Source organism: Thermoanaerobacter brockii subsp. finnii Ako-1 (assembly GCF_000175295.2).
GTDB classification, from domain to species: Bacteria; Bacillota; Thermoanaerobacteria; order Thermoanaerobacterales; family Thermoanaerobacteraceae; genus Thermoanaerobacter; species Thermoanaerobacter pseudethanolicus.
Genome location: NC_014964.1, coordinates 103,103 through 124,532 on the forward strand (window position 1 = coordinate 103,103; position 21,430 = coordinate 124,532).

The following is a 21,430-nucleotide window of genomic DNA, read 5'->3' on the forward strand; positions in this document are numbered from 1 at the left end:
TACAATATACAAAAATAAAAGCAATGGAGGTATTATCGTGTCTGCACTTGATGTTTTACAAGAAAGAGGATATATTCAGCAAATGACTCATGAAGAGGAAATAAGAGAGCTTTTAGAGAAGGAAAAAATCACATTTTACATAGGTTTTGACCCTACTGCAGACAGTTTGCATGTAGGACATTTTCTTCAAATTATGGTGATGTCTCACATGCAAAAAGCAGGCCACAGGCCTATTGTGTTAATAGGCGGCGGCACAGCCATGGTAGGAGACCCAAGCGGCAGGACTGATATGAGGAAGATGTTAACTAAAGAGGAAATAAATAGAAATGCTGAAGCTTTTAAAAAGCAAATGCAAAGGCTTATCGATTTCTCTGATGGCAAAGCCATCATGGCAAATAATGCTGATTGGCTTTTAAACTTAAATTATATTGAATTTTTGCGAGATATAGGGGTTCACTTCTCTGTAAATAGAATGCTTACAGCAGAATGCTTTAAGTCCCGATTAGAAAGAGGTCTTTCCTTTTTAGAATTTAACTACATGCTGATGCAAGCTTATGATTTTCTTGAATTAAATAAAAGATACAATTGTGTAATGCAAATGGGCGGAGACGATCAATGGTCTAATATTATTGCTGGAATAGAGCTTATACGAAAAAAAGAAGGCAAACAGGCTTATGGTATGACATTTACTTTACTTACAACCAGTGAAGGGAAGAAAATGGGAAAAACACAAAAGGGAGCAGTGTGGCTTGACCCGAATAAGACTTCTCCTTATGAATTCTATCAATACTGGAGAAATATAGCTGATGCGGATGTGGAAAAGGCCCTGGCACTTCTCACTTTCTTGCCTATGGATGAAGTGAGAAGATTAGGGGCATTAAAAGATAAAGAGATAAACGAGGCGAAAAAAATATTGGCATATGAGGTCACGAAACTTATACACGGAGAGGAAGAGGCTATAAAAGCCCAAAAGGCGGCAGAGGCTTTATTTGAAAGTGGTGGAGATTTAGATAATGTGCCTTCTGTTACTGTCTCTTCTGATGTTTTAGGTAAAAAAATTTTAGATGTGCTTTTTGAAGCAAAGATAATACCTTCAAAGAGTGAGGGTAGAAGGCTCGTTCAACAAGGTGGACTGTATATAAACAATGAAAAAGTTGAAAGCATTGATGAATATATAAAAGATGATATGATAAAAGATAATAGCATTTTAATAAGAAAGGGCAAAAAAGAGTATCACAGGCTTGTCATTAAAGAATAAAGGGGGAGCTTTTTGTGTCAAGTGAAGAATTATTAAACCTTGTATTAGAAAGACTTAACAGTATTGACACAGGGCTTGAGAATTTAGAAAACCGCATTGACAGGTTAGAAGTTAAATTTACTGAGTTTGAAAAAAGGATAGACAAATTAGAACAAAGAATGGACAATTTTGTGCAAAGGATGTATAAGTTAGAGCAAAGAATGGATAACTTTGAACATAGGATGGACACTTTTGAACAGAGGTTAGATAGGCTCTAACAAAAAATGGATAAAATTGAAAATATTGTTACAAGTACTTTTGAACAAGTGGCAAGAAACACTGAATCTCTTACGGAGATAAACTTTCAATTTAAGCGCATTGACAAGAAATTTGAGGCTTTAAATAACCATATATTAGAAAGAGAAGCAGATGTGAGGCTTTTATTAGAAAAAGTGGGGTTATAAAAATTTGTGTCAAGAGAGTTCTCTTGACACAAATTTTATATGTTCTTGAAAGAGGTGCTAAGATGGTCTTTATCGCAACCGCTTTATATATTGAGGCAAAACCTCTAATTGAATATTTTGGCTTAAAAAAAGATGTAGAAAATCGATATTTTCAAGTTTTTAAAAATGAAGAAATAACGTTGGTAGTAACAGGAGTGGGCAAAATAAATAGCAGTATAGCTGTTTCTCATGCGGTTACTAAATATTTGTGGGATCCACAAAGCTTTATAATAAACCTTGGTGTATGTGGTTCGAAAGATATTGATGAAAAAATAGGGAACATATACCTTATTAACAAAATTGTAGACAATGAAACTCAGAAAAATTATATACCTGATATCTTGGTAAATCATCCTTTTGAAGAAAGCGATATAGAGACTTTTAACTATATAGTAAAAGAAAAAGGTTTGATGACAGCAAGACTTTGTGATATGGAAGCCAGCGGTTTTTATCAAGCAGCTTCTAAATTTTTTGAAACCCACAGAATTTATATTTTAAAAATTGTTTCTGATAGGACAGATTTCGAGGATGTGTCTAAAGATAAAATTTATGAGTTAATAAAAAACAAGTTAAAGGAAATAGATGAATTTATTAAAATATTGAAAAATAATTTTAAAACCAGGGAAATATTTTCCTTTTATGAAAAAGAAATTATAAATTTTTTTTCACAAAAGCTAAAACTTACGGTAAGTCAAAGGCAAATTTTTTATAAAGCTTGTCTACATTATAAGGTTAGAAAAAGTGAAGGTATAGATTTTTTAAAAAACTTTTATGATGTACAGGTAAATAATAAAGAAGAAAGGAAGAAGGCCTTTGAAAAAATTCTCTCACATTTACGCTGAGAAGGAGGTACTTCCTAATCCTATAACGCAAAATATTTTAAAGAAATTTCCTAAAAGTAAAGTAGTGCTTATTGACAGATATAGTGAGGTTTTCAATAGACCTAATCAAAACTACCTTATACAAAAAGAAAGGCAAAATCTGATATTGGCCAAAAAAAGATATGATTTTATATATAAAGGTTCTAAGCTTTGTGAAGACTTTGGAAATATCAATTTTTACCATACATCAATTATATTCAATTGTGTGTATGATTGTGATTATTGCTATTTACAGGGTATGTACCCTTCAGGACATCTTGTTATTTTTGTGAATATTGAGGACTATTTTAAAGAAGTAGACAAACTGACACAGGAACATAAAGTTTATCTAAGCATATCTTATGAGACAGATTTACTTACTCTAGAATATCTTACAGGTTTTACTAAACAGTGGATCGAATATGCCAAAGGAAATAAAAACCTTGTAATAGAAATACGAACAAAAAGTGCTAATTTTTATTCTGTAGAATTTATCGACATACCCTCTAATGTAATTTTCGCATGGACATTGTTGCCCCAACCGGTCATTGATAAATATGAAAAACTAACACCTTCTCTCAGTAAAAGGATAGAAAGCATAAAAAGAGCGATATCAAAGGGTTTAAAAGTCAGAATTTCTATTGAGCCTGTGATGTATATAGAAGGATTTGAAAAGATATATAAAGGTTTTGTGGAATATGTTTTTTCCAAAATACCTAAAGAAGGCATACAAGATGTCAATATTGGAGCTTTTAGAATGGTAAAGGAGCAAGCTAAAAAAATAGAAAAATTAAAAGAATATTCTCCAATATTTTGCTATGATACGGTTTTGAAAGATGGAATATTTACCTATAAAGAGGCAGAATATTTTGAGGAATTTGTTTATAGAGAAGTAATAAAATATATTGAAAAGGAAAAAGTGTATGTATTAAACAAACTCCCCTCTAACTAAGGGGAGTTTTCATCTGTCATTCTAAAAGCAGGGTGGCTTTTACTCAATTCAATAAGTATTTCGGTAATATGTCAAGAGGGTGGTAAAAAAAATTCAAAAAAAATTTAATAAAATAACCTAAAAAAGGGTATAGCAAAGCTAACCATCACGCAATAAGCTAATGGAAAATAATGTAAAATATGGTTATGGGGTAATATGTTAACTTATACAATCATCTCCTTTCATTATTGGGGATTTATAAAGTTTTTCTTCGCGCAGCAGAGCGAAGACTAACCTTACAGTTTTACGTGCAGTCAATACAAGAGCACGTTTATGCTTGTGAGTTTTGCTTTCTTTAAATTTGCGGGCATAGTATTGTGAGAACTCAGGTAAATACTTCCTGAGCTGGTCAGCTGCTTGAATAAAATAATATCTGAGATACTCATTACCAGTACGCTTGAGATATGTGTCCTCCGCTTTAAAATCAGCAGACTGGTACTCTGACCAATAAAGGCCGGAAAACTTTGCAAGGGCATTATCATTATCAAACCTTGAAATTCCGCCTATCTCAGATATTAAGCCGGCTGCGATGGTTGGGCCAATACCTTTTACTGATGTAAGACAAAGAAATTCATTGTTAAATCCTTTTACCTCATTAATAATGGCTTTTTCTACAGCTTTCTTCTGCTTTTCAAGGGACTGTAGATTGTCAAAGCAAGACTTGATAACAAAGTTTAAAGAATCATCTACAGTAGCATTAATTCTATAAGACTTGCGAACAGCCTCTTGAAGCAATTTAGCTGTAGCTTCTGGATCATCAAAGCGATCTTTACTCTTATCAACCAAAAAGCCGGCAAGTTCATCAAGCGGTCGAGCCGCAATATCATCAAGGGTGAAAAACTCATTAAATATTTCAGTAGCAGTTGCTCCAAAATTATTACTAAAGACTTTATTTTGGCACAAACCGCTAAACTTAAGGAACAAATTGCTGAGTAAATAATTTTTTTCTCTAACAATACTATTAACAATGTGAAAGCGATGGCGAGTAAGCCTCTGGAGAGCAAGATATCTAAAATCTACAGAACAAGATTTAGGGAGTCTACCGAATCTCAGTTTTTCGGCAATAGCAAAGGCATCAATCCAGTCATTTTTAGGTAAATTGCCGAGAGACTTTTTAAAAGCATTAATAATATTTGCATTAAAAGTAGTAATAGAAGGTTGATAAGGCTTAAGAGCAGAATGATCAGCCAAATAATACTGGAGGTGCCAGCCATAGACTGAGGTAGATTCCAAACCAATAAAGACCTTTTGAATATTGTATTTATTACAACACTCCAAGATACGTGATACTATAACATCACAACCATGAGGGTTATTTTCTACAGAAAAACGGGAGGAAGCATCATTACCCTCCTGGTCGAGAATATGAACCTTGACATCATTCAGGCTTACATCCATACCAACAAAAAGCTTATTCAAGATTGTTACACCTCCTTTCAAAAGTGATAAAGTAAGTAAAAGTTAATTTGAGATAACCCTAGCAACCAGATTATGTAGCAACCTCGCAATTAGCTCTTAATATATAAGCCTGAATCCTCTGCTGCCAGGGGCTTATATATGACAAAGCAGATTTCGCGTAAGAAAAGGCAAATCTGGTGTAGGGACCACACTTTAAAGAGCGGTCAAGCCGCATGGAGGACGAAAGCCTGTCCCACATTAACTTTACAGTATAATAATGCTACAAGTTATCTCAAAAGTAAATAATAAGGCCGAAAAAAGATGAGACGGCCGCGCCATGAATCCTGCATATTGCGCAATATTACGGATTCATGGCAATAGATAAGATTTTAGACAAGATGAGAATATTAAAGATTTCCAGTTATAAATGCGCTTTATTAAATTTTTAAGAAGTGAGACAAATTTATTGTCTTTAAAATTAATTATACGAGGAGGATTGTTAAAAATATCTTGATTTTTAAAATAGTTTTCCTTATAATATAAATTGCAACCCAATACTTATGGGGGGTAGCAGTAGTTTATAACAGTTTGTAATAAAAAGGAATTGCAATTTTGCTTATATAAAGTTTTGATTTTGGATAACATAAATATTTAAAGAGGTGATTTGATGTTAGAGTTTATAAAGGATACTCAGCACTTCGAAGAAGTAAAAAATAAAGAAGAATTTTTTATGTTAATGTTTTATTCTAATTCTTCACAAAAGAGTCTTGAAGCTTTAGAGGTCATGAAAAAATTCAGTGAGGACAATCCTAAAGTGCCTGTTTATGTAGTAAATGCTTCTGAGATAAGAGATATTCATCCACAATATGGAATCAAAGTAGTGCCTTCAGTGATACTTTTCAAAGATAAAGAGCCCTGGCAGTTTGTATTTGGACTTCAAAGCAAAGAATATTATGAAAAACTTTTAGTTGTCGCTCCTTCAAAAGCTTCTGATGGGAAAGGTCTAAAGGCTCACAGAGTGACAATTTACACTACTCCCTCTTGTCCCTGGTGTAATGCTACAAAGGCATATTTAAGACAGCATAACATACCTTTTAGAGAGATAGACGTGAGCAAAAATCCAAGTGCGGCAGCAGAATTAGTAAGGCGGAGTGGCCAAAGAGGGGTGCCACAGACGGATATTGATGGTACAATTGTAGTAGGGTTTGATAAAGCTAAGCTTAATAGATTGCTTGGAATTACTGAACAATAAGTTTTTATCCTTGTACCTTTTCTTATAAGTGAGGTATAATAAATAATGTAATAACGGACAGTAAAAAAATAATAAAAGAAAGGGGAAGGATTTATGACAAAAATACAACCTATAAATGGCCATGCACTTATTAAATTGGAAAAAGAGCCTGAAGAGAAAAAGATAGGTGGGGTAATAATTCCCAAGACTGCTGAAGAAAAATTAAATCAAGGAGTAATTGAAGCTCTTGCAGCTGGTGCGTCTGATGAACTTGCTGTAGGGGATAGGGTTATATATAAAGAGTTTTCAGGTACTAAGATAAAACACGAGGGAGAGGAATATCTCATAATTCCAGTAGATGATATACTGGCTAAGTTTGTAGAAGTTGACGAAATATAAGAAGTCGGGGAAATTGAAGTCCCGACTTCTTATATTTTTATAGATAATTATTGACATATGTTTATTAAATGAAAATAATTATCAATTTTGTGTCTTTTTCTATTGATTTGGTTGTTTAGGTGGTGTATAATAGTATTGCTTGAGTATTCCTATTAAAATAGTCGGAATTAAAAAGGAGTTGTAAAAGATGAGGGAAACATTGTTAGAAATAAAGGATTTGCATATAGAAGTTGAGGGCAAATATATCCTTAAAGGGCTTAATTTAACAATAAAAAAAGGAGAAATACATGCAATTATGGGACCCAATGGTGGTGGTAAAAGCACGTTGTGCAATTCCATCATGGGGAATCCTAAATATAAAGTGACTTCAGGGCAGATTTTATTTGAAGGAGAAGATATAACAAATCTAAAAGTTAATGAAAGGGCAAAAAAGGGCATCTTTTTGTCTTTTCAGTACCCTGAAGAAATACCCGGAATAACAGTGGATAATTTTATAAGGACCTCTGTTAATATTGTGACAGGTCAAAATGTGTCGATGCTTCAATTTGCAAAAGAGATGAAAAACACATTAGAGCTTTTAGATATGAATTCCGAGTATAGAAGTAGGTATTTAAATGTCGGTTTTTCTGGAGGTGAAAAGAAAAAAGCTGAGATACTCCAGATGGCTTTTCTAAAACCTAAACTTGTGATGCTGGACGAAATTGATTCCGGTCTTGATATAGATGCCTTAAAAGTTGTAGCAGAAGCGGTCAAAAAGTTAAAGAGTGAAGATATGTCTATTTTAATAGTTACCCACTACAACAGGATATTGGATTACCTTGAGCCAGATGTAATATCTGTTTTAATGGATGGAAAGATTGTAAAAAGCGGTGACAAGGACCTTGCAAAGATTCTTGAAGAAAAGGGTTATGACTTTGTGAGAAATGGCGTGTAACCCATAGGAGGCGAAAAAGATGAAAAAACCAGATATAAAGGAAATAGATTTTAGTATATACGACGTCAAAGACAACGTAAAGTATGAGTATCAGACAGGTAAAGGACTTTCTAAAGAAGTTGTTTTAGAAATATCTGAGCAAAAGAATGAACCTTCTTGGATGAGGGACTTTCGATTAAAAGCCTTGGAGATATATCAAAAAATGCCTATGCCCACATGGGGTGTTGATTTAAGTCAACTTGACATAGATTCTATTATCGCCTATATACGGCCAAGTGCAAAAATGCAAAGGTCGTGGGATGAAGTTCCAGAAGAGATAAGGCGTACTTTTGAAAGGCTGGGGATTCCTGAGGCGGAAAGAAAAGCATTGGCGGGAGTAGGTGCTCAATACGACTCTGAAGTTGTATATCACAATATTAAAGAAAGCCTTACTCAACAAGGTGTCATATTTGAGGACATGGACACTGCAGTAAAAAAATATCCTGACATAATAAAAGAGTACTTTATGACAAAAAACGTGACGCCTTATGACCACAAGTTTGTAGCCCTTCACGCTGCAATATGGAGCGGAGGCACATTTGTTTATGTTCCAGAAGGGGTCAAAGTGGAGGTCCCACTTCAGGCTTATTTTAGAATGAATGCACCAGGAAGCGGACAGTTTGAGCACACTCTCATAATTGCTGACAAAGGCAGTGAAGTTCATTTTATAGAAGGCTGTTCTGCACCACAGTATACTGTTTCAAACTTACATGCAGGTTGTGTAGAACTTTTTGTAAATGAAGGGGCTCGCATAATTTATTCTACTATAGAAAACTGGAGTAAAAATACCTATAATCTAAATACAAAAAGGGCAATTGTCGAAAAAGACGGCATTATAGAGTGGATATCCGGCTCTTTTGGAAGCCACAAGACAATGCTTTATCCTGCTTCTATATTAAAAGGAGAAGGAGCAAAGGCGGAATACACCGGTGTGACTTTTGCTGCAAAAGGGCAGCATTTAGATACAGGTTCAAAAATGATACACTTAGCTCCTCATACTTCTTCAAAGGTTTTAGCAAAGAGTATATCAAAAGATGGTGGAATATCAAGTTATAGAGGACTTCTCAAGATAGGACCTAATGCGGAAGGTGCAAAGGCTTCTGTCCAGTGTGAAGGCTTGATGTTGGACGATATTTCAAGGTCTGACACAATGCCAGTAATAGAAATAGAAAATGACAATGTGGACATTGGTCATGAGGCGAAAGTGGGAAGAATAAGCGATGAACAGATATTCTATCTAATGTCCAGAGGTTTAAGCGAAGACGATGCAAGGGCTATGATTGTAAGAGGTTTTGTTGAGCCTATAGCTAAAGCTTTGCCATTGGAATATGCAGTGGAGATGAATAGGCTAATAAAGCTTGAGTTGGAAGGCGCAATAGGATAGGAGTGAAATTATGTGGAAGAGAGTTAGTATGGAGGAAATACAACAGCCTTCTTATAAAGAATACACTTCAGCAGTAATAAAAAATTTGTCTCATGATACAGTAAAAATAAAAGAGACAAAGAAATTAGCTGGATTGCCGACAGAGATATTGGCTTTGAGGGATAAAGCTTTTGGTATAGAAGGCAAATTTATAAATATGGTAAGAGATTTTTACAATGCGGGTTTTCACATTGAGATTTCTCAAAACAGTAATGTTGAAAAACCTATAGTGATTGATTATATAACAAATGAACAAAATGACACATTGATTGATTATAACATAATTGAAGCGGAAGCTAATTCGCAAGTTACAATCGTTTTTGACTATAATTCAGGTACAAAAGGCTTTCACAATGGCATAACGCAGGTGATTGCAAAAGAAGGTTCTACTGTAAATATAGTAAAAATACAAAGATTGGGAGACGAATTCAACGACTTTGACAATAACCTTGTAATTGTAGGGAAAAATGCTATGGTCAACTGGTCAAATGTTGTGATAGGCTCGAAAGTAAGCGCTTTTGATGTGGCGGTATATCTTGATGAGGTAGGAGGTACCTTTACTTCCAAATCCATTTTTTTAGGTGTGGATAGTCAAAAATATGACATGGCTTATAAAGTATACCACCAAGCTCCTAAAACTACCAGCAGTGTGGACTTAAAAGGAGCCTTAAAAGGAAGTGCAAAGGCTACCTTTATAGGAAATATTGACATTAAAAAAGGTGCAAAAAAGGCAAAAGCTGAAGAAAATGAAACAGTACTTTTATTAGACAAAACTGTAAAATCCGTTGCAATTCCTGCTCTTTACTGCGGAGAAGATGATGTACAGGCAAACCACTCAGCCAGTGCAGGGCAAATAGATGAAGACAAACTATATTATGTGATGAGCAGAGGCTTTAGTTTAGAAGAGGCAAGGCTTTTAATGGTTCAAGCCATATTAAATCCTGTTATAGACTTGATTCCTTATGACCCTGTAAGAGAAATCATCATAAAGGGTCATATAGGAAGGAGGATTATAAAGTGAAAAATATCGACATTGAAAGAATAAAAAAAGACTTTCCTATATTGAGTGTTAAGCCCCATGGAAAAAGGCTTGTATATCTTGACAATGCTGCCACAACTCAAAAGCCAATTGAAGTAATAAAGGCTATGGATAAATATTATGAAGAGCTAAATGCCAATGTGTACAGAAGCCCCCATTATTTAAGTGTACTTTCAACACAAGCCTATGAAGAGGCAAGAGAAAGGGTAAAAAAATTTATAAACGCCAAAAAAGAAGAGTCTATAGTTTTCACAAGAAATACAACAGAGTCTATAAACTTTATAGCCTACACTTGGGGTATGAAGCATATAAACGAAGGAGACGAAATACTACTTACCATAGCTGAACACCACAGTAATATACTCCCATGGCAGATGGTAGCAGAAGCTAAAGGGGCAAAGCTTAAATATGTCTATCTTGATGAAAATTTTAGGCTTTCTATGAAAGATTTCAAAGAAAAAATGTCTGAAAAAGTAAAATTAGTTGCTGTGCAACACATGTCGAATGTTTTGGGAATAATAAATCCTGTGGAGGAGATTACACATATTGCCCACAAATACGGCGCAAAAGTGTTAATAGATGGAGCACAAAGTGTACCTCATATGCCTGTTGATGTACAAAAGATAGATTGTGACTTTTTTGCCTTCTCTGGTCACAAGATGTTAGGACCTATGGGGATTGGGGTTTTATATATAAAAGAAGATTTACTTAAAGAGGTACCGCCATTTTTAAGAGGAGGAGAAATGATAGACGAGGTTTACGAGGACCATTCCACATTTGCACCTTCCCCTCTTAAATTTGAAGCAGGTACTCCTAATATAGAGGGAGCGTATGTGCTTATTTCTGCCATAGATTATATAGAAAAAATTGGGCTTACCAATATATATAAACACGAAGGCGAGCTTTTGGAGTATGGTCTTCAAAAAATGAGAGAATTAGACTTTGTAAAATTGTATGGCCCCAAAGACGCGAAGGAAAGAGGAGGAATAATTTCCTTCAATGTAGAAGGAGTTCATCCTCACGATGTTGCTACAATTCTCGATGAAGAAGGAGTTGCTGTAAGAAGTGGGCATCACTGTTGTCAACCCTTAATGAGATACTTAGGCGTTCCTGCAACTGTAAGAGCAAGCTTTTATCTCTACAACGATTTTGAGGATATTGATGCCCTTGTGGAAGGACTAAAAAAAGTCAGGAAGTGGTTTAAATGAGCGATTTAAATCAGCTTTATTCTGAAGTTATAATGGAACACTATGAAAACTCCCCTCATAGGAGAGAGCTTAAAGATGCTACTCACAAAGAAAGGGGGCACAATCCTCTTTGCGGTGACGACATTACCCTTTATCTAAAAATGAATGGTGACATTATAGAAGACGCATCTTTTACAGGTCATGGATGTGCTATAAGCCAAGCTTCAACCTCTATGATGATAGACCTTATAAAAGGGAAAGACAAAAAAGAGGCCTTAAGGCTTGTTCAAGAATTTATAGACATGATACACAAAAAAGACGTAAACTTAGATGAATTAGGTGATGCCCAAGTACTGCATGGAGTATCTGACTTTCCTGCCCGTGTAAAATGTGCTCTACTGGCTTGGAAGACACTTCAGGAAATTTTATAAAGAGAGAAAAGCTCAAAATGGGCTTTTCTTTTTTGTTTTATGGTTTACTATTTATTAAATAAATTTAGACAAAATCATTAAAAATTTTTTAAAAGTTAAGAAGGAAAAATGGGAATTAATGTAGAATTATATACACGTAAAACCAATATATCCATATCTTCACTGGAATAAATTTATGAGGTGTTATTATGAGAATTACTTTGGAATTTGTGGGAGAAAAAAATTTAGTATTGCCAATTCATTATAATTATATAGTTCAAGGCTTTTTGTATGACCTCATGGGGGACAGTGAGTTTGCAGCTTTTTTACATGATGAAGGGTTTCAATATGAAAAAAGAAAATTTAAATTATTTACTTTTTCAAGAATTGAAGGGGAGTTCAAGATTTTAACAGATTCCAAAGGGCAGAAAAAAATAAGCATAAAACCTCCTTTTAAATTTACTGTTGCCTCTCCTTTAGATGAATTTATATTTGATATTTCAAAAAATGCGTTAAAAAAGGAGTATTGCCATTTTAATGGTCAAAAATTTATTTTGAATTCACTCAATATAGACAATCCTCCTGTTTTTAAAAATAAAGCAAGGATAAAATTTATTTCTCCAGTTGTGATGTATACTACTTTAAAGGATGGTGACATAAAGTATACTTATTATTATTCCCCTTGGGATGAAAAATTTTCTCCTCTTTTACTTAATAATCTGCTTAAAAAGTATGAATTAGTATACAAAATAAAAGCGGAAGATCCATATTTTAAGCTTTATCCCTTATCAGAAAAGGAAGATAGGAGATATTCAAAGATGATTAAATACAAAAATGTTTATGTGAAGGGATGGATGGGTATATACGACGTAGAAAGCAGTCCTGAATTATTAGAACTTGCTTACTATACAGGTTTGGGTGCAAAAAACTCCCAAGGATTTGGATGTTTTGAGATAATTGGGTGAAAGAAAGGAGGGAGAGAGGATGATAACAGCAATAAAAGAGTTAGGGGAGATGGTGTTAAAATCTCAAAACAAAACTTTGCTGGACGTACTTATAGAAAATCCAAATCAAGATGGTAGATACTCTAAAATAATTGCTATAAATTTCATTGTAAAAGAAGATGAGATTGAATATGAAGGAATTAGACTTGAAGAGTATGACGATTCAAAAATAAGTAGATACCTTTTTACAGATACAGGTGGTAATGCTCCTGGATATACCCCTGCTGCAAAAATAACAGAAGTGCCAAAAACATTTAATGGCAAAATAAAAAATTGGTTTAATAAGGTGCTAAAAGACAAGTCTATAAAAATCGATGAAAAAGATAGAGCTTTTCTTGAAAGAATAAAAGACATATTAGAAGAAAAAAGTGATGAAATTATCAAAGAAGCAGAGAAAATTCGAGGAGATTTTCCCAAAAAAGAAGGATTATCTCTTATACTCAAATTTAATGTAGATGGAGAGTACAAATATATTGGTGATTTTAATGTATTTAGAGATTTGATGCTACAATTAGACAGTCAAAAGTATCAGAAAATTTATGCGGAAGATAAAGTATGTTCAATTTGCGGACAAAAGAAAGATATTGTTTTTGGTACAGTTGATACATATAAATTTTATACAATTGACAAACCAGGATATATTGCAGGCGGCTTTAATGAAAAAGAATCATGGAAGAACTATCCTGTATGTGCAGAATGTAGACTTGCTTTAGAAGAAGGGAAGAGATACCTTGAAAATGAACTTACTTTTAGATTTTATGGTTTGGAGTATCAGTTAATACCTAATTTCATTATAGGAAAAGAATTTGTAAGAAAAGAAGTACGAGAAATATTTGAGAGTTCGGAAAGACTTTTGTCTCTTAAGAGAGAAGTAAAAAAGAGATTTATTGGAGATGAAGATGAGATATTAGATTACCTGGCTGATGCAGAAGATTCTATGACTGTCAATTTGTTGTTTTTAAGAAAATCAAATTCAGCAGAAAGGATATTGCTTTTAATAGAAGATGTGTTTCCTTCTCATTTAAGAGAAATTTTTAATGCGAAAGAACAAGTAGATAAAATTTTTGGCAATAGTTTTACTTTTAAAAATATAAGAAGCTTTATGTCTAAATCTGACTCAAATAAAAGGGATAATGATTTGGACGGTTATTTTCTCGATATAACTGATAGGATTTTTAGAGGAAGGCCAGTGGATTTGGGATTTTTATACAACCTTATAATGAAAAAAATAAGAGAAGAGTTTGTGAAGGATGGTTATTATAAAGCTGCAACTGCAGATGGGTTAATGACGATAGCTTTTCTTGAAAAAATGAAATTGATAAAAATGGAGGTTATCCCAATGGAGGAAAGAATATTTGATAGCTTTTTTGCCAAATATGGTCCTACTTTTGAAATGCCTTTAAAAAGAGGACTTGTTCTTTTAGGGGCTTTAACAGAACTTTTATTGAGAAAACAGTACTCAGATAGAGAAGCTAAGCCTTTCATGAAAAATTTAAAAGGATTAAAAATGGATGAAAAAGACATAAAAGGTCTTCTTCCTAAAGTGCAAAATAAACTTGAAGAATACGATTCTTTTGAAAAAGGTAAAAGACTCTTAGCGAAAGAAGCTTCTAATTATCTTCTCTTAGCGGGAGATAATTGGAATATGTCTGTTGACGAAATAAATTTTTACTTTGCTTGTGGTATTAATTTAGCTGATGAATTGACAAGTATTATTTATAAAAAAGAAGGGGAGGAAAAATAAATGGAAAATGTTATTAAAAATCGTGCAGAGATTTTATTTCTCTATGATGTGAGCTTTGCAAATCCTAATGGTGACCCTGTAGACGAAAACAAGCCGCGTATAGATGAAGAAACGGGAATAAACATAGTGACAGATGTAAGACTTAAAAGGACGATAAGGGATTATCTTGCTTATTACAAAGGCAAAGAGGTGTTTATAATTGAAACAAGAAAAGATAATGGAGAACTCAGGACAAAAAAAGATAGGATAGAGGACTTTGGTACAAATGAAGACATAATAGCAAAATGCATTGATGTGAGATTATTTGGAGCTACAACTGCAGTAAAAGACAAAATGATGATTCTTACAGGTCCTGTCCAATTTAAATATGGTAAATCTCTTCACAGAGTAAATTTAATGTACGTAAAGGGTACAACGGTTATGCCTTCTGGAGAAGGTAGAGAACAAGGAACTTTTACAGAAAAATACATATTGCCCTATTCGCTAATTGCTTTTTATGGGATTGTTAATGAAAATGCTGCAATAAATCAGAATATACCTTTGACAGATGAAGATGTTGATTTGATGTTAGAAGGAATGTGGAATGGTACCAAAAATTTAATGTCAGGTTCAAAAATTGGACATATGCCAAGATTATTAATAGAAGTGGTATACCAAGAGAACAACTATCAAATAGGTGAGCTTGAAAAACGCATAAAATTTGTACATGAGATGGAAGACGAAGAAATAAGAGATATACAAGATGGCAAACTCGATATAACAGAACTTGTGGCAGTGCTAAAACAAAACCAAGAGAAAATAAAATTGATAAAATACATTTACGATGATAGAGTTACATTTACATGTAATGGAGAAGAATGTACATTAGAGAAAGCTTTGAAAGGATTAAACATTCAAAAACTCCAATATTAAGGGGATATAGAGATGAAGACTTTAGTTTTTGATGTGTTCGGGGACTATGGACATTTCAGAAAATACTATACTACTTCTTCCCCGCTTACTTTTTCCTTTCCACCACCCCCAACTGTCAAAGGCATGTTGGGGGCGATAGCGGGGATTGACAAAAAAGAATATCTCAAAGTTTTTTCAGAGGAAAACTGCAAAGTTGCTATCAGGATATTGAACCCTATTAAAAAAATCAGATTGGGACTGAATTTAATAAATACAAAAGGGAATTACTGGATACCTTATAAAGCTAAAAATCATGAGGCGAGAACGCAAGTGAAGACAGAATTTGTAAAAGATGCAGCGTATCGGATTTACTTTATGCATAAAGATAATGATTTATTTGAAGACATAGTGGAAAAAATAAAAAATCGCCGAAATGTGTATACTTTGTCTTTAGGGTTAAGTGAAATGATTGCTGATTATAAGTTTATAGGGGTATATGAAGCAGAAGAAATAGAAAATGCAGAAGTAGATATTTTATCAGTACTACCATTTCAATCTATTGTAGAGGACAAAATTTATTTTGAAAATGGCAAAAAATATTTTAAAGAAAAGATACCTGCAGGTATGAATGAAGATAGGGTTGTTTTGAGTTACGAAGATGTTTTATATGAAGTAAATGGACAAAGCATAAAGTGTCATGTAAAGAAATGTTGGGAGGTTAAGGGTGAACATGTCATCTTTTTCTGAATTATACTCCCATCCTGACAAATTTTTAGAAGACCATCTCATCAATACTTCTAAAATAATTAGAAGCTACTTTAACGAAAAAAAGGTGGCGATAATAGATAAAGAGACTTTCTTAAAAACAGCTACTATAATTTCTTTATGCCACGACTTTGGAAAAGCGACAAATTATTTTCAAAAGTATTTGTTTACTGAAAACGAGAAAGAGAGAAATAAATTAAAAACAATGGAAGAAATGCACCATTCTTTATTATCTGCAGTTGTAGCCTTTTATTTGGTTAAAAATGAAATAAATGCTCAGGATAGAAAGGGGATATTGTTTCCTTTTATAGCTTTTTTAATTGTTAAAAATCACCATGGAGATTTAAAAAATGTTTTTAATGAAGTTATATTAGATGATAAAGAGTTAGAAGTACTTAAAAAACAGCTTAACAGTATAGATGATGAAAAATTACAAGTATTAAATGGAAAGCTTAGAAATGCTGGCTTAAATGAAAATTTGACTAAATCAGCGATAAATGATTATATTGATAGTATTAATTCTGAATTAAGAAAAATCAAAAGAGAATTAAGAAGACTTAAAGAGGAGCAAGATGTTTCTATATATTTATTATTAAACTTTTTGTTTTCTTTACTTGTTGATGCCGATAAAACTGAAGTTGTTGTTGGAATTGACAATATAAAACGGCCAGAAATAAAGTTTGAAGAGCAGCTTGTAAAAGAGTATAAAGCATCTTTTCCAGATAAAGAAAGTAAAATTAATTTATTGAGAGAGGAAGCCTATAAAGAAGTATTAGAGAAGGATATAGATATTAAACAAAAAATAATGTCTATCAATCTTCCTACAGGCCTTGGCAAAACGTTGACTACAATTGCTTTTGCGATGAAATTATGGGCCAAATTGTATAAAGAAACCGGTGTAAAATATAGAATTATTTATTCTTTGCCATTTTTAAGTATTATAGAACAAAATTCTAATGTGCTTGAAGATTTGTTAAGATACAATGGAATTCAACCAGATACAGAAATAATATTGAAACATCATCATTTGTCAGATATAAGATATACTAAAAATAATACTGAATTTGAAGATGAACAAGCCAAAATATTGATAGAAGGATGGAATTCAGAAATAATAATAACTACTTTTGTTCAATTTTTTCATACATTAGTGTCTGAAAAAAATAAAACTTTGAGGAAGTTCCACAGATTAGCGAATTCTATAATTATACTTGATGAAGTCCAATCAATACCATTTAAATATTGGCTTTTGACAAAAGAACTTTTAAAAGCGGTTGCAAATGAATTAAATTCATATATAATTTTTGTAACTGCTACTCAGCCGTTAATATTTAGAGAAGAGGAAATTTATCCATTAGTAGCCAAGACTAAATATTTTACTCAAATGGATAGGGTAGAAATTATTCCCAAATTGAGTCGAGATATTACCTTAGAAGAGCTAAGCGAAATGTTTGATTTAAATGATGGTAAAAGCTATCTTTTCATACTAAATACCATAAAATCTGCTCAACAATTTTATAATATATTAAGGGCTAAGATACCTAATGATGAAATAATTTACATGTCAACACATGTAGTACCTATGGAAAGGATGGAAAGAATAGAAAAAATAAAAGAAGGTAAGATAAGGTTTGCTGTAACGACTCAATTAGTAGAAGCAGGGGTAGATATTGATTTTGATGTTGTTGTAAGAGATATAGCACCTCTTGATTCTATTAATCAATCAGCAGGAAGGTGCAATAGGAACTGGAGAGGAAAAGGAGAAGTCTATGTTGTATCATTGATAGATGAAAAAGGTCAAAAATATTCAAAATATGTTTATGATAAAATATTACTTGGCATAACGCGTGAAATACTAAGTAAATATGATACTATAAAAGAGCAAGAACTTTTGAAGATTATAGAGAAATATTATCAAGAAGTATCAGAGAGAATGTCCTCAAATGAAGGAAGAGAGCTATTAGATGCTATATACACATTGAGGTATGATAGCGAAGATGGAAATATGTGTATTTCCAAATTTGAATTAATTGAAGATGACTATTATAAAGTAGATGCATTTATTGAATTGAATGATGAAGCTAAAGAATTGTGGCATAAGTATGTTGAGCTTAAAGACATAAAAAATCTATTTGAAAGGAGAAATATTTTTAATCGATTTAAAGCTGACTTTTATAAATATGTAATATCAATACCTGCAACAGTGGAAAATATGCCTCCTGATATTTGGGGTTTTAAGTATGTAAATTATGATAGTTTAAATGATTATTATGACAAAGAAACAGGTTTTATAACAAAAGGAGTCACAAGTATATGGTAACAAATTTGTCGTCGATCCCAAATAAGGCAAAAACACCTGGGGATAGACGACATTTTTATTTTTCTGATTTTCATAAAGTAATTGATTTTATTGGACAATATGGTATAATAAAGTCAAGATACTTGACAGAAATTAAAAAATTGTAAGGTGTATAATGTGCTATTTATGCATGTTAGAATGAGGTTTTTAGCCTACCTATAAGGAATTGAAACAGCTGAAAGACATTTTAAAGTAGCAGGGCAAGGTACAGGTTTTTAGCCTACCTATAAGGAATTGAAACAGTCTATCTTGGCCGACAGGTCTATCCCGATGTAACGGTTTTTAGCCTACCTATAAGGAATTGAAACACAAAAGCGACATGACAATTACTTGCATGAATGGCAAGTTTTTAGCCTACCTATAAGGAATTGAAACGCAACATTGGCAAATGAGCTCAAGACGAAATTTAATGTTTTTAGCCTACCTATAAGGAATTGAAACGGCCGTACCTCGGTCCAGGCGATCCGAGGTTGAGGGTTTTTAGCCTACCTATAAGGAATTGAAACATTTATAATCTACAGATAAAACATAAGTTGTGCCTGGTTTTTAGCCTACCTATAAGGAATTGAAACTGCATTTCCCCACCTTCGCGGTAAAGCTCCACGAACGGTTTTTAGCCTACCTATAAGGAATTGAAACCCAAGAGCGAAGGCAGCGCCAAATGCGCCGGCATTAGTTTTTAGCCTACCTATAAGGAATTGAAACCGAGACCCAGAGCGGCAAGTTTGACATGATCAAGAAGTTTTTAGCCTACCTATAAGGAATTGAAACCGCCGAATTCAGCTGGAAGCATGGGGAGTGGAAGGAGGTTTTTAGCCTACCTATAAGGAATTGAAACATACTATCACGGCATAAGGCACAAAAGATTGTTTATATGTTTTTAGCCTACCTATAAGGAATTGAAACAAGTATAATCAAAGCGGATGTGCTGACCCAACAGTTTGTTTTTAGCCTACCTATAAGGAATTGAAACACGTATAGCTTCAAACTGGCCGTAATTATAGGCAAAGTTTTTAGCCTACCTATAAGGAATTGAAACATTTTCGACGATATACAGAAACCCACAACAATCCAGAGGTTTTTAGCCTACCTATAAGGAATTGAAACATTTATTGACATGCGGCATATTCGGATTTGGATGGCGTTTTTAGCCTACCTATAAGGAATTGAAACTTTGCTGGTGCTCCAGAATGGTGCGTCCGGTTCTTTGGTTTTTAGCCTACCTATAAGGAATTGAAACTTGACAATAAAATCGCTTTTTCTGTTCAATATCCTATGGTTTTTAGCCTACCTATAAGGAATTGAAACTGCAAAATTTCAGAAAATTTCAGGAAAGGAGGTATGCGGTTTTTAGCCTACCTATAAGGAATTGAAACTGGGATGGTCGGATAAAAAAATTGCTGAACAATTAGGGTTTTTAGCCTACCTATAAGGAATTGAAACAGATACTTTTTAACTTCTTTATATATTTAATAAAAAGTTTTTAGCCTACCTATAAGGAATTGAAACACCGATTCTTGTTCCTGCTGATTGTAGCAACATCAACGTTTTTAGCCTACCTATAAGGAATTGAAACAAACCCGTAGACCGTCATACCGTGAAATCCTCACCGGGTTTTTAGCCTACCTATAAGGAATTGAAACGCCTTTTTGTCTAACACTTGGAATGCTATTAGCACGGTTTTTAGCCTACCTATAAGGAATTGAAACACACAACTGAGGTGACTGTAAGCCGATGGAAGCAAAGGTTTTTAGCCTACCTATAAGGAATTGAAACGTTTAGGCACATCGTTTTCGCAGTTGCCGTTGCTAAGGTTTTTAGCCTACCTATAAGGAATTGAAACTGAGATTAAGGATTATCTTGTTGCTGACTGGGAGTTAGTTTTTAGCCTACCTATAAGGAATTGAAACACTCTTGATACTTGATTGCTTCTCTTTCTGCATTCCAAGTTTTTAGCCTACCTATAAGGAATTGAAACCAGCACTCTTCCACCCCGCCGTTGACTAGTACGTTAAGTTTTTAGCCTACCTATAAGGAATTGAAACTAATGATTGATTCTTCTCTGCCGTCTTTATAAAGCACAGGGTTTTTAGCCTACCTATAAGGAATTGAAACAACAACATATTATCAAAATTATGAAATTTCACAAACGGTTTTTAGCCTACCTATAAGGAATTGAAACACAAGCTCGCCTATCTTTCCACCAGCTGACTGCATGTTTTTAGCCTACCTATAAGGAATTGAAACAATCCTGGCCCCGGGCAAAGACCACTTCTTCATGCTCCGTTTTTAGCCTACCTATAAGGAATTGAAACTGTAAACGAGGGAAAGGATGAAAAAAAAATGATAAAGTTTTTAGCCTACCTATAAGGAATTGAAACTGATATTTAAGCGCGCGATGTGGAGGGGTCTCGTGGGTTTTTAGCCTACCTATAAGGAATTGAAACCGTGCCTGCAGACTGCAATGCCTACGACGTCATGGAGTTTTTAGCCTACCTATAAGGAATTGAAACAGTACTAAAGATTGAGGAGGTATAAACATGGAAGAGGTTTTTAGCCTACCTATAAGGAATTGAAACCAGCCTGTTGCTTATAATTAAGGTAACAGCAGGTTAGGTTTTTAGCCTACCTATAAGGAATTGAAACAGCTGTTCCTGCAAGGATGCGATGGTTGCAGTTTTTTGTTTTTAGCCTACCTATAAGGAATTGAAACCCACCTTTTTTACCTCAATTAGTTCTATAGTATTAAAGGTTTTTAGCCTACCTATAAGGAATTGAAACAAACTAGTGATGGATATGTTGATTGGCTAAGTATTGAGTTTTTAGCCTACCTATAAGGAATTGAAACTTGCTTTAGCAAGATTGTTATTTTTTAACATATTACGTTTTTAGCCTACCTATAAGGAATTGAAACGAAAAGCAGTTGGAGGAGGCAAAAGAACATGAAAAGGTTTTTAGCCTACCTATAAGGAATTGAAACCAGTATTGAAACATTAAAAAATAATGCAGAGCTGAA

Annotated in this window: 18 protein-coding genes and 1 CRISPR repeat array (1 of these 19 only partly in view); of the genes, 17 read left to right on the forward strand and 1 reads right to left on the reverse strand. The window is 33.6% G+C overall.

The window, feature by feature from the left end:
• Positions 1-37 precede the first annotated feature (37 nt).
• From tyrS to THEBR_RS00580, 5 genes are all read left to right on the forward strand, one after another.
• A complete protein-coding gene (gene tyrS, locus THEBR_RS00565) occupies positions 38-1,258 on the forward strand; it encodes a tyrosine--tRNA ligase (protein WP_012268872.1) in 1,221 nt (406 codons plus the stop codon).
• 14 nt (positions 1,259-1,272) lie between these two features.
• The gene (locus tag THEBR_RS12315; RefSeq protein WP_012268873.1) at positions 1,273-1,515 is read left to right on the forward strand and encodes a hypothetical protein; all 243 of its coding nucleotides are present in this window, start codon (positions 1,273-1,275) and stop codon (positions 1,513-1,515) included.
• A gap of 6 nt (positions 1,516-1,521) precedes the next feature.
• Positions 1,522-1,701 carry a hypothetical protein gene (locus tag THEBR_RS12320; protein ID WP_012268874.1) on the forward strand — a complete coding sequence of 60 codons (180 nt, stop codon included), beginning with the start codon at positions 1,522-1,524 and terminating at the stop codon, positions 1,699-1,701.
• A gap of 62 nt (positions 1,702-1,763) precedes the next feature.
• Positions 1,764-2,582: a 5'-methylthioadenosine/S-adenosylhomocysteine nucleosidase family protein gene (locus tag THEBR_RS00575; protein ID WP_012268875.1), complete on the forward strand. Its 819-nt coding sequence runs from the start codon at positions 1,764-1,766 to the stop codon at positions 2,580-2,582.
• Positions 2,554-3,552, forward strand: coding sequence for an SPL family radical SAM protein (locus tag THEBR_RS00580; protein WP_012268876.1), 999 nt, complete (start codon positions 2,554-2,556; stop codon positions 3,550-3,552). The genes THEBR_RS00575 and THEBR_RS00580 overlap by 29 nt, the downstream gene beginning before the upstream one ends.
• A 198-nt stretch (positions 3,553-3,750) precedes the next feature.
• On the opposite strand, the gene THEBR_RS00585 is transcribed toward THEBR_RS00580, so the two are convergent.
• Positions 3,751-4,989, reverse strand: a complete 1,239-nt coding sequence (locus THEBR_RS00585; RefSeq protein ID WP_172632708.1) for an IS110 family RNA-guided transposase — start codon at positions 4,987-4,989, stop codon at positions 3,751-3,753.
• Positions 4,990-5,656: 667 nt separating this feature from the next.
• Here THEBR_RS00585 and THEBR_RS00590 point away from each other — a divergent pair.
• The 12 genes from THEBR_RS00590 (at position 5,657) to THEBR_RS00645 (ending at position 18,375) form a co-directional block, all read left to right on the forward strand.
• Positions 5,657-6,241, forward strand: a complete 585-nt coding sequence (locus tag THEBR_RS00590; protein WP_003867878.1) for a glutaredoxin domain-containing protein — start codon at positions 5,657-5,659, stop codon at positions 6,239-6,241.
• 93 nt (positions 6,242-6,334) lie between these two features.
• Positions 6,335-6,619 (forward strand): co-chaperone GroES, encoded by a 285-nt coding sequence (locus THEBR_RS00595; RefSeq protein ID WP_003868733.1) that lies wholly within the window; start codon positions 6,335-6,337, stop codon positions 6,617-6,619.
• 187 nt (positions 6,620-6,806) lie between these two features.
• Positions 6,807-7,553, forward strand: coding sequence for a Fe-S cluster assembly ATPase SufC (gene sufC / locus THEBR_RS00600; RefSeq protein WP_012268877.1), 747 nt, complete (start codon positions 6,807-6,809; stop codon positions 7,551-7,553).
• Positions 7,554-7,572: 19 nt separating this feature from the next.
• A complete protein-coding gene (gene sufB / locus THEBR_RS00605) occupies positions 7,573-8,976 on the forward strand; it encodes a Fe-S cluster assembly protein SufB (RefSeq protein WP_012268878.1) in 1,404 nt (467 codons plus the stop codon).
• 10 nt (positions 8,977-8,986) lie between these two features.
• On the forward strand, positions 8,987-10,036 hold the full coding sequence (sufD, locus tag THEBR_RS00610; protein ID WP_012268879.1) for a Fe-S cluster assembly protein SufD: 1,050 nt from the start codon (positions 8,987-8,989) through the stop codon (positions 10,034-10,036).
• A complete protein-coding gene (locus tag THEBR_RS00615; RefSeq protein WP_012268880.1) occupies positions 10,033-11,262 on the forward strand; it encodes a cysteine desulfurase in 1,230 nt (409 codons plus the stop codon). The genes sufD and THEBR_RS00615 overlap by 4 nt, the downstream gene beginning before the upstream one ends.
• A complete protein-coding gene (gene sufU / locus THEBR_RS00620) occupies positions 11,259-11,672 on the forward strand; it encodes a Fe-S cluster assembly sulfur transfer protein SufU (protein ID WP_003868738.1) in 414 nt (137 codons plus the stop codon). Before THEBR_RS00615 ends, sufU begins: the two co-directional genes overlap by 4 nt.
• 188 nt (positions 11,673-11,860) lie before the next feature.
• Positions 11,861-12,616: a CRISPR-associated endoribonuclease Cas6 gene (gene cas6, locus THEBR_RS00625; RefSeq protein WP_004399630.1), complete on the forward strand. Its 756-nt coding sequence runs from the start codon at positions 11,861-11,863 to the stop codon at positions 12,614-12,616.
• A 19-nt stretch (positions 12,617-12,635) separates the two neighbouring features.
• Positions 12,636-14,399, forward strand: coding sequence for a TIGR02556 family CRISPR-associated protein (locus tag THEBR_RS00630; RefSeq protein ID WP_012268881.1), 1,764 nt, complete (start codon positions 12,636-12,638; stop codon positions 14,397-14,399).
• The gene (gene cas7b / locus THEBR_RS00635; protein ID WP_012268882.1) at positions 14,400-15,311 is read left to right on the forward strand and encodes a type I-B CRISPR-associated protein Cas7/Csh2; all 912 of its coding nucleotides are present in this window, start codon (positions 14,400-14,402) and stop codon (positions 15,309-15,311) included. It abuts the gene before it with no gap.
• Positions 15,312-15,323: 12 nt separating this feature from the next.
• Positions 15,324-16,037 (forward strand): type I-B CRISPR-associated protein Cas5b, encoded by a 714-nt coding sequence (cas5b, locus tag THEBR_RS00640; RefSeq protein WP_003871404.1) that lies wholly within the window; start codon positions 15,324-15,326, stop codon positions 16,035-16,037.
• Positions 16,021-18,375, forward strand: a complete 2,355-nt coding sequence (locus tag THEBR_RS00645) for a CRISPR-associated helicase/endonuclease Cas3 (RefSeq protein WP_012268883.1) — start codon at positions 16,021-16,023, stop codon at positions 18,373-18,375. The genes cas5b and THEBR_RS00645 overlap by 17 nt, the downstream gene beginning before the upstream one ends.
• A gap of 182 nt (positions 18,376-18,557) precedes the next feature.
• Positions 18,558-21,430: direct repeats of the CRISPR family, unit length 30 nt; unit sequence GTTTTTAGCCTACCTATAAGGAATTGAAAC; it runs 299 nt beyond the window's last position.

Bases quoted from the DNA above. Each gene is read 5' to 3' on its own strand.
- sufU (WP_003868738.1), top strand. From the start codon at position 11,259: ATGAGCGATTTAAATCAGCTTTATTCTGAAGTTATAATGGAACACTAT.
- THEBR_RS00575 (WP_012268875.1), top strand. From the start codon at position 1,764: ATGGTCTTTATCGCAACCGCTTTATATATTGAGGCAAAACCTCTAATT.
- sufD (WP_012268879.1), top strand. From the start codon at position 8,987: ATGTGGAAGAGAGTTAGTATGGAGGAAATACAACAGCCTTCTTATAAA.
- cas5b (WP_003871404.1), top strand. From the start codon at position 15,324: ATGAAGACTTTAGTTTTTGATGTGTTCGGGGACTATGGACATTTCAGA.
- THEBR_RS12320 (WP_012268874.1), top strand. From the start codon at position 1,522: ATGGATAAAATTGAAAATATTGTTACAAGTACTTTTGAACAAGTGGCA.
- THEBR_RS00630 (WP_012268881.1), top strand. From the start codon at position 12,636: ATGATAACAGCAATAAAAGAGTTAGGGGAGATGGTGTTAAAATCTCAA.
- THEBR_RS00595 (WP_003868733.1), top strand. From the start codon at position 6,335: ATGACAAAAATACAACCTATAAATGGCCATGCACTTATTAAATTGGAA.
- sufB (WP_012268878.1), top strand. From the start codon at position 7,573: ATGAAAAAACCAGATATAAAGGAAATAGATTTTAGTATATACGACGTC.
- cas6 (WP_004399630.1), top strand. From the start codon at position 11,861: ATGAGAATTACTTTGGAATTTGTGGGAGAAAAAAATTTAGTATTGCCA.
- THEBR_RS00645 (WP_012268883.1), top strand. From the start codon at position 16,021: ATGTCATCTTTTTCTGAATTATACTCCCATCCTGACAAATTTTTAGAA.
- THEBR_RS00585 (WP_172632708.1), bottom strand. From the start codon at position 4,989: ATGGATGTAAGCCTGAATGATGTCAAGGTTCATATTCTCGACCAGGAG.
- sufC (WP_012268877.1), top strand. From the start codon at position 6,807: ATGAGGGAAACATTGTTAGAAATAAAGGATTTGCATATAGAAGTTGAG.
- cas7b (WP_012268882.1), top strand. From the start codon at position 14,400: ATGGAAAATGTTATTAAAAATCGTGCAGAGATTTTATTTCTCTATGAT.
- THEBR_RS00590 (WP_003867878.1), top strand. From the start codon at position 5,657: ATGTTAGAGTTTATAAAGGATACTCAGCACTTCGAAGAAGTAAAAAAT.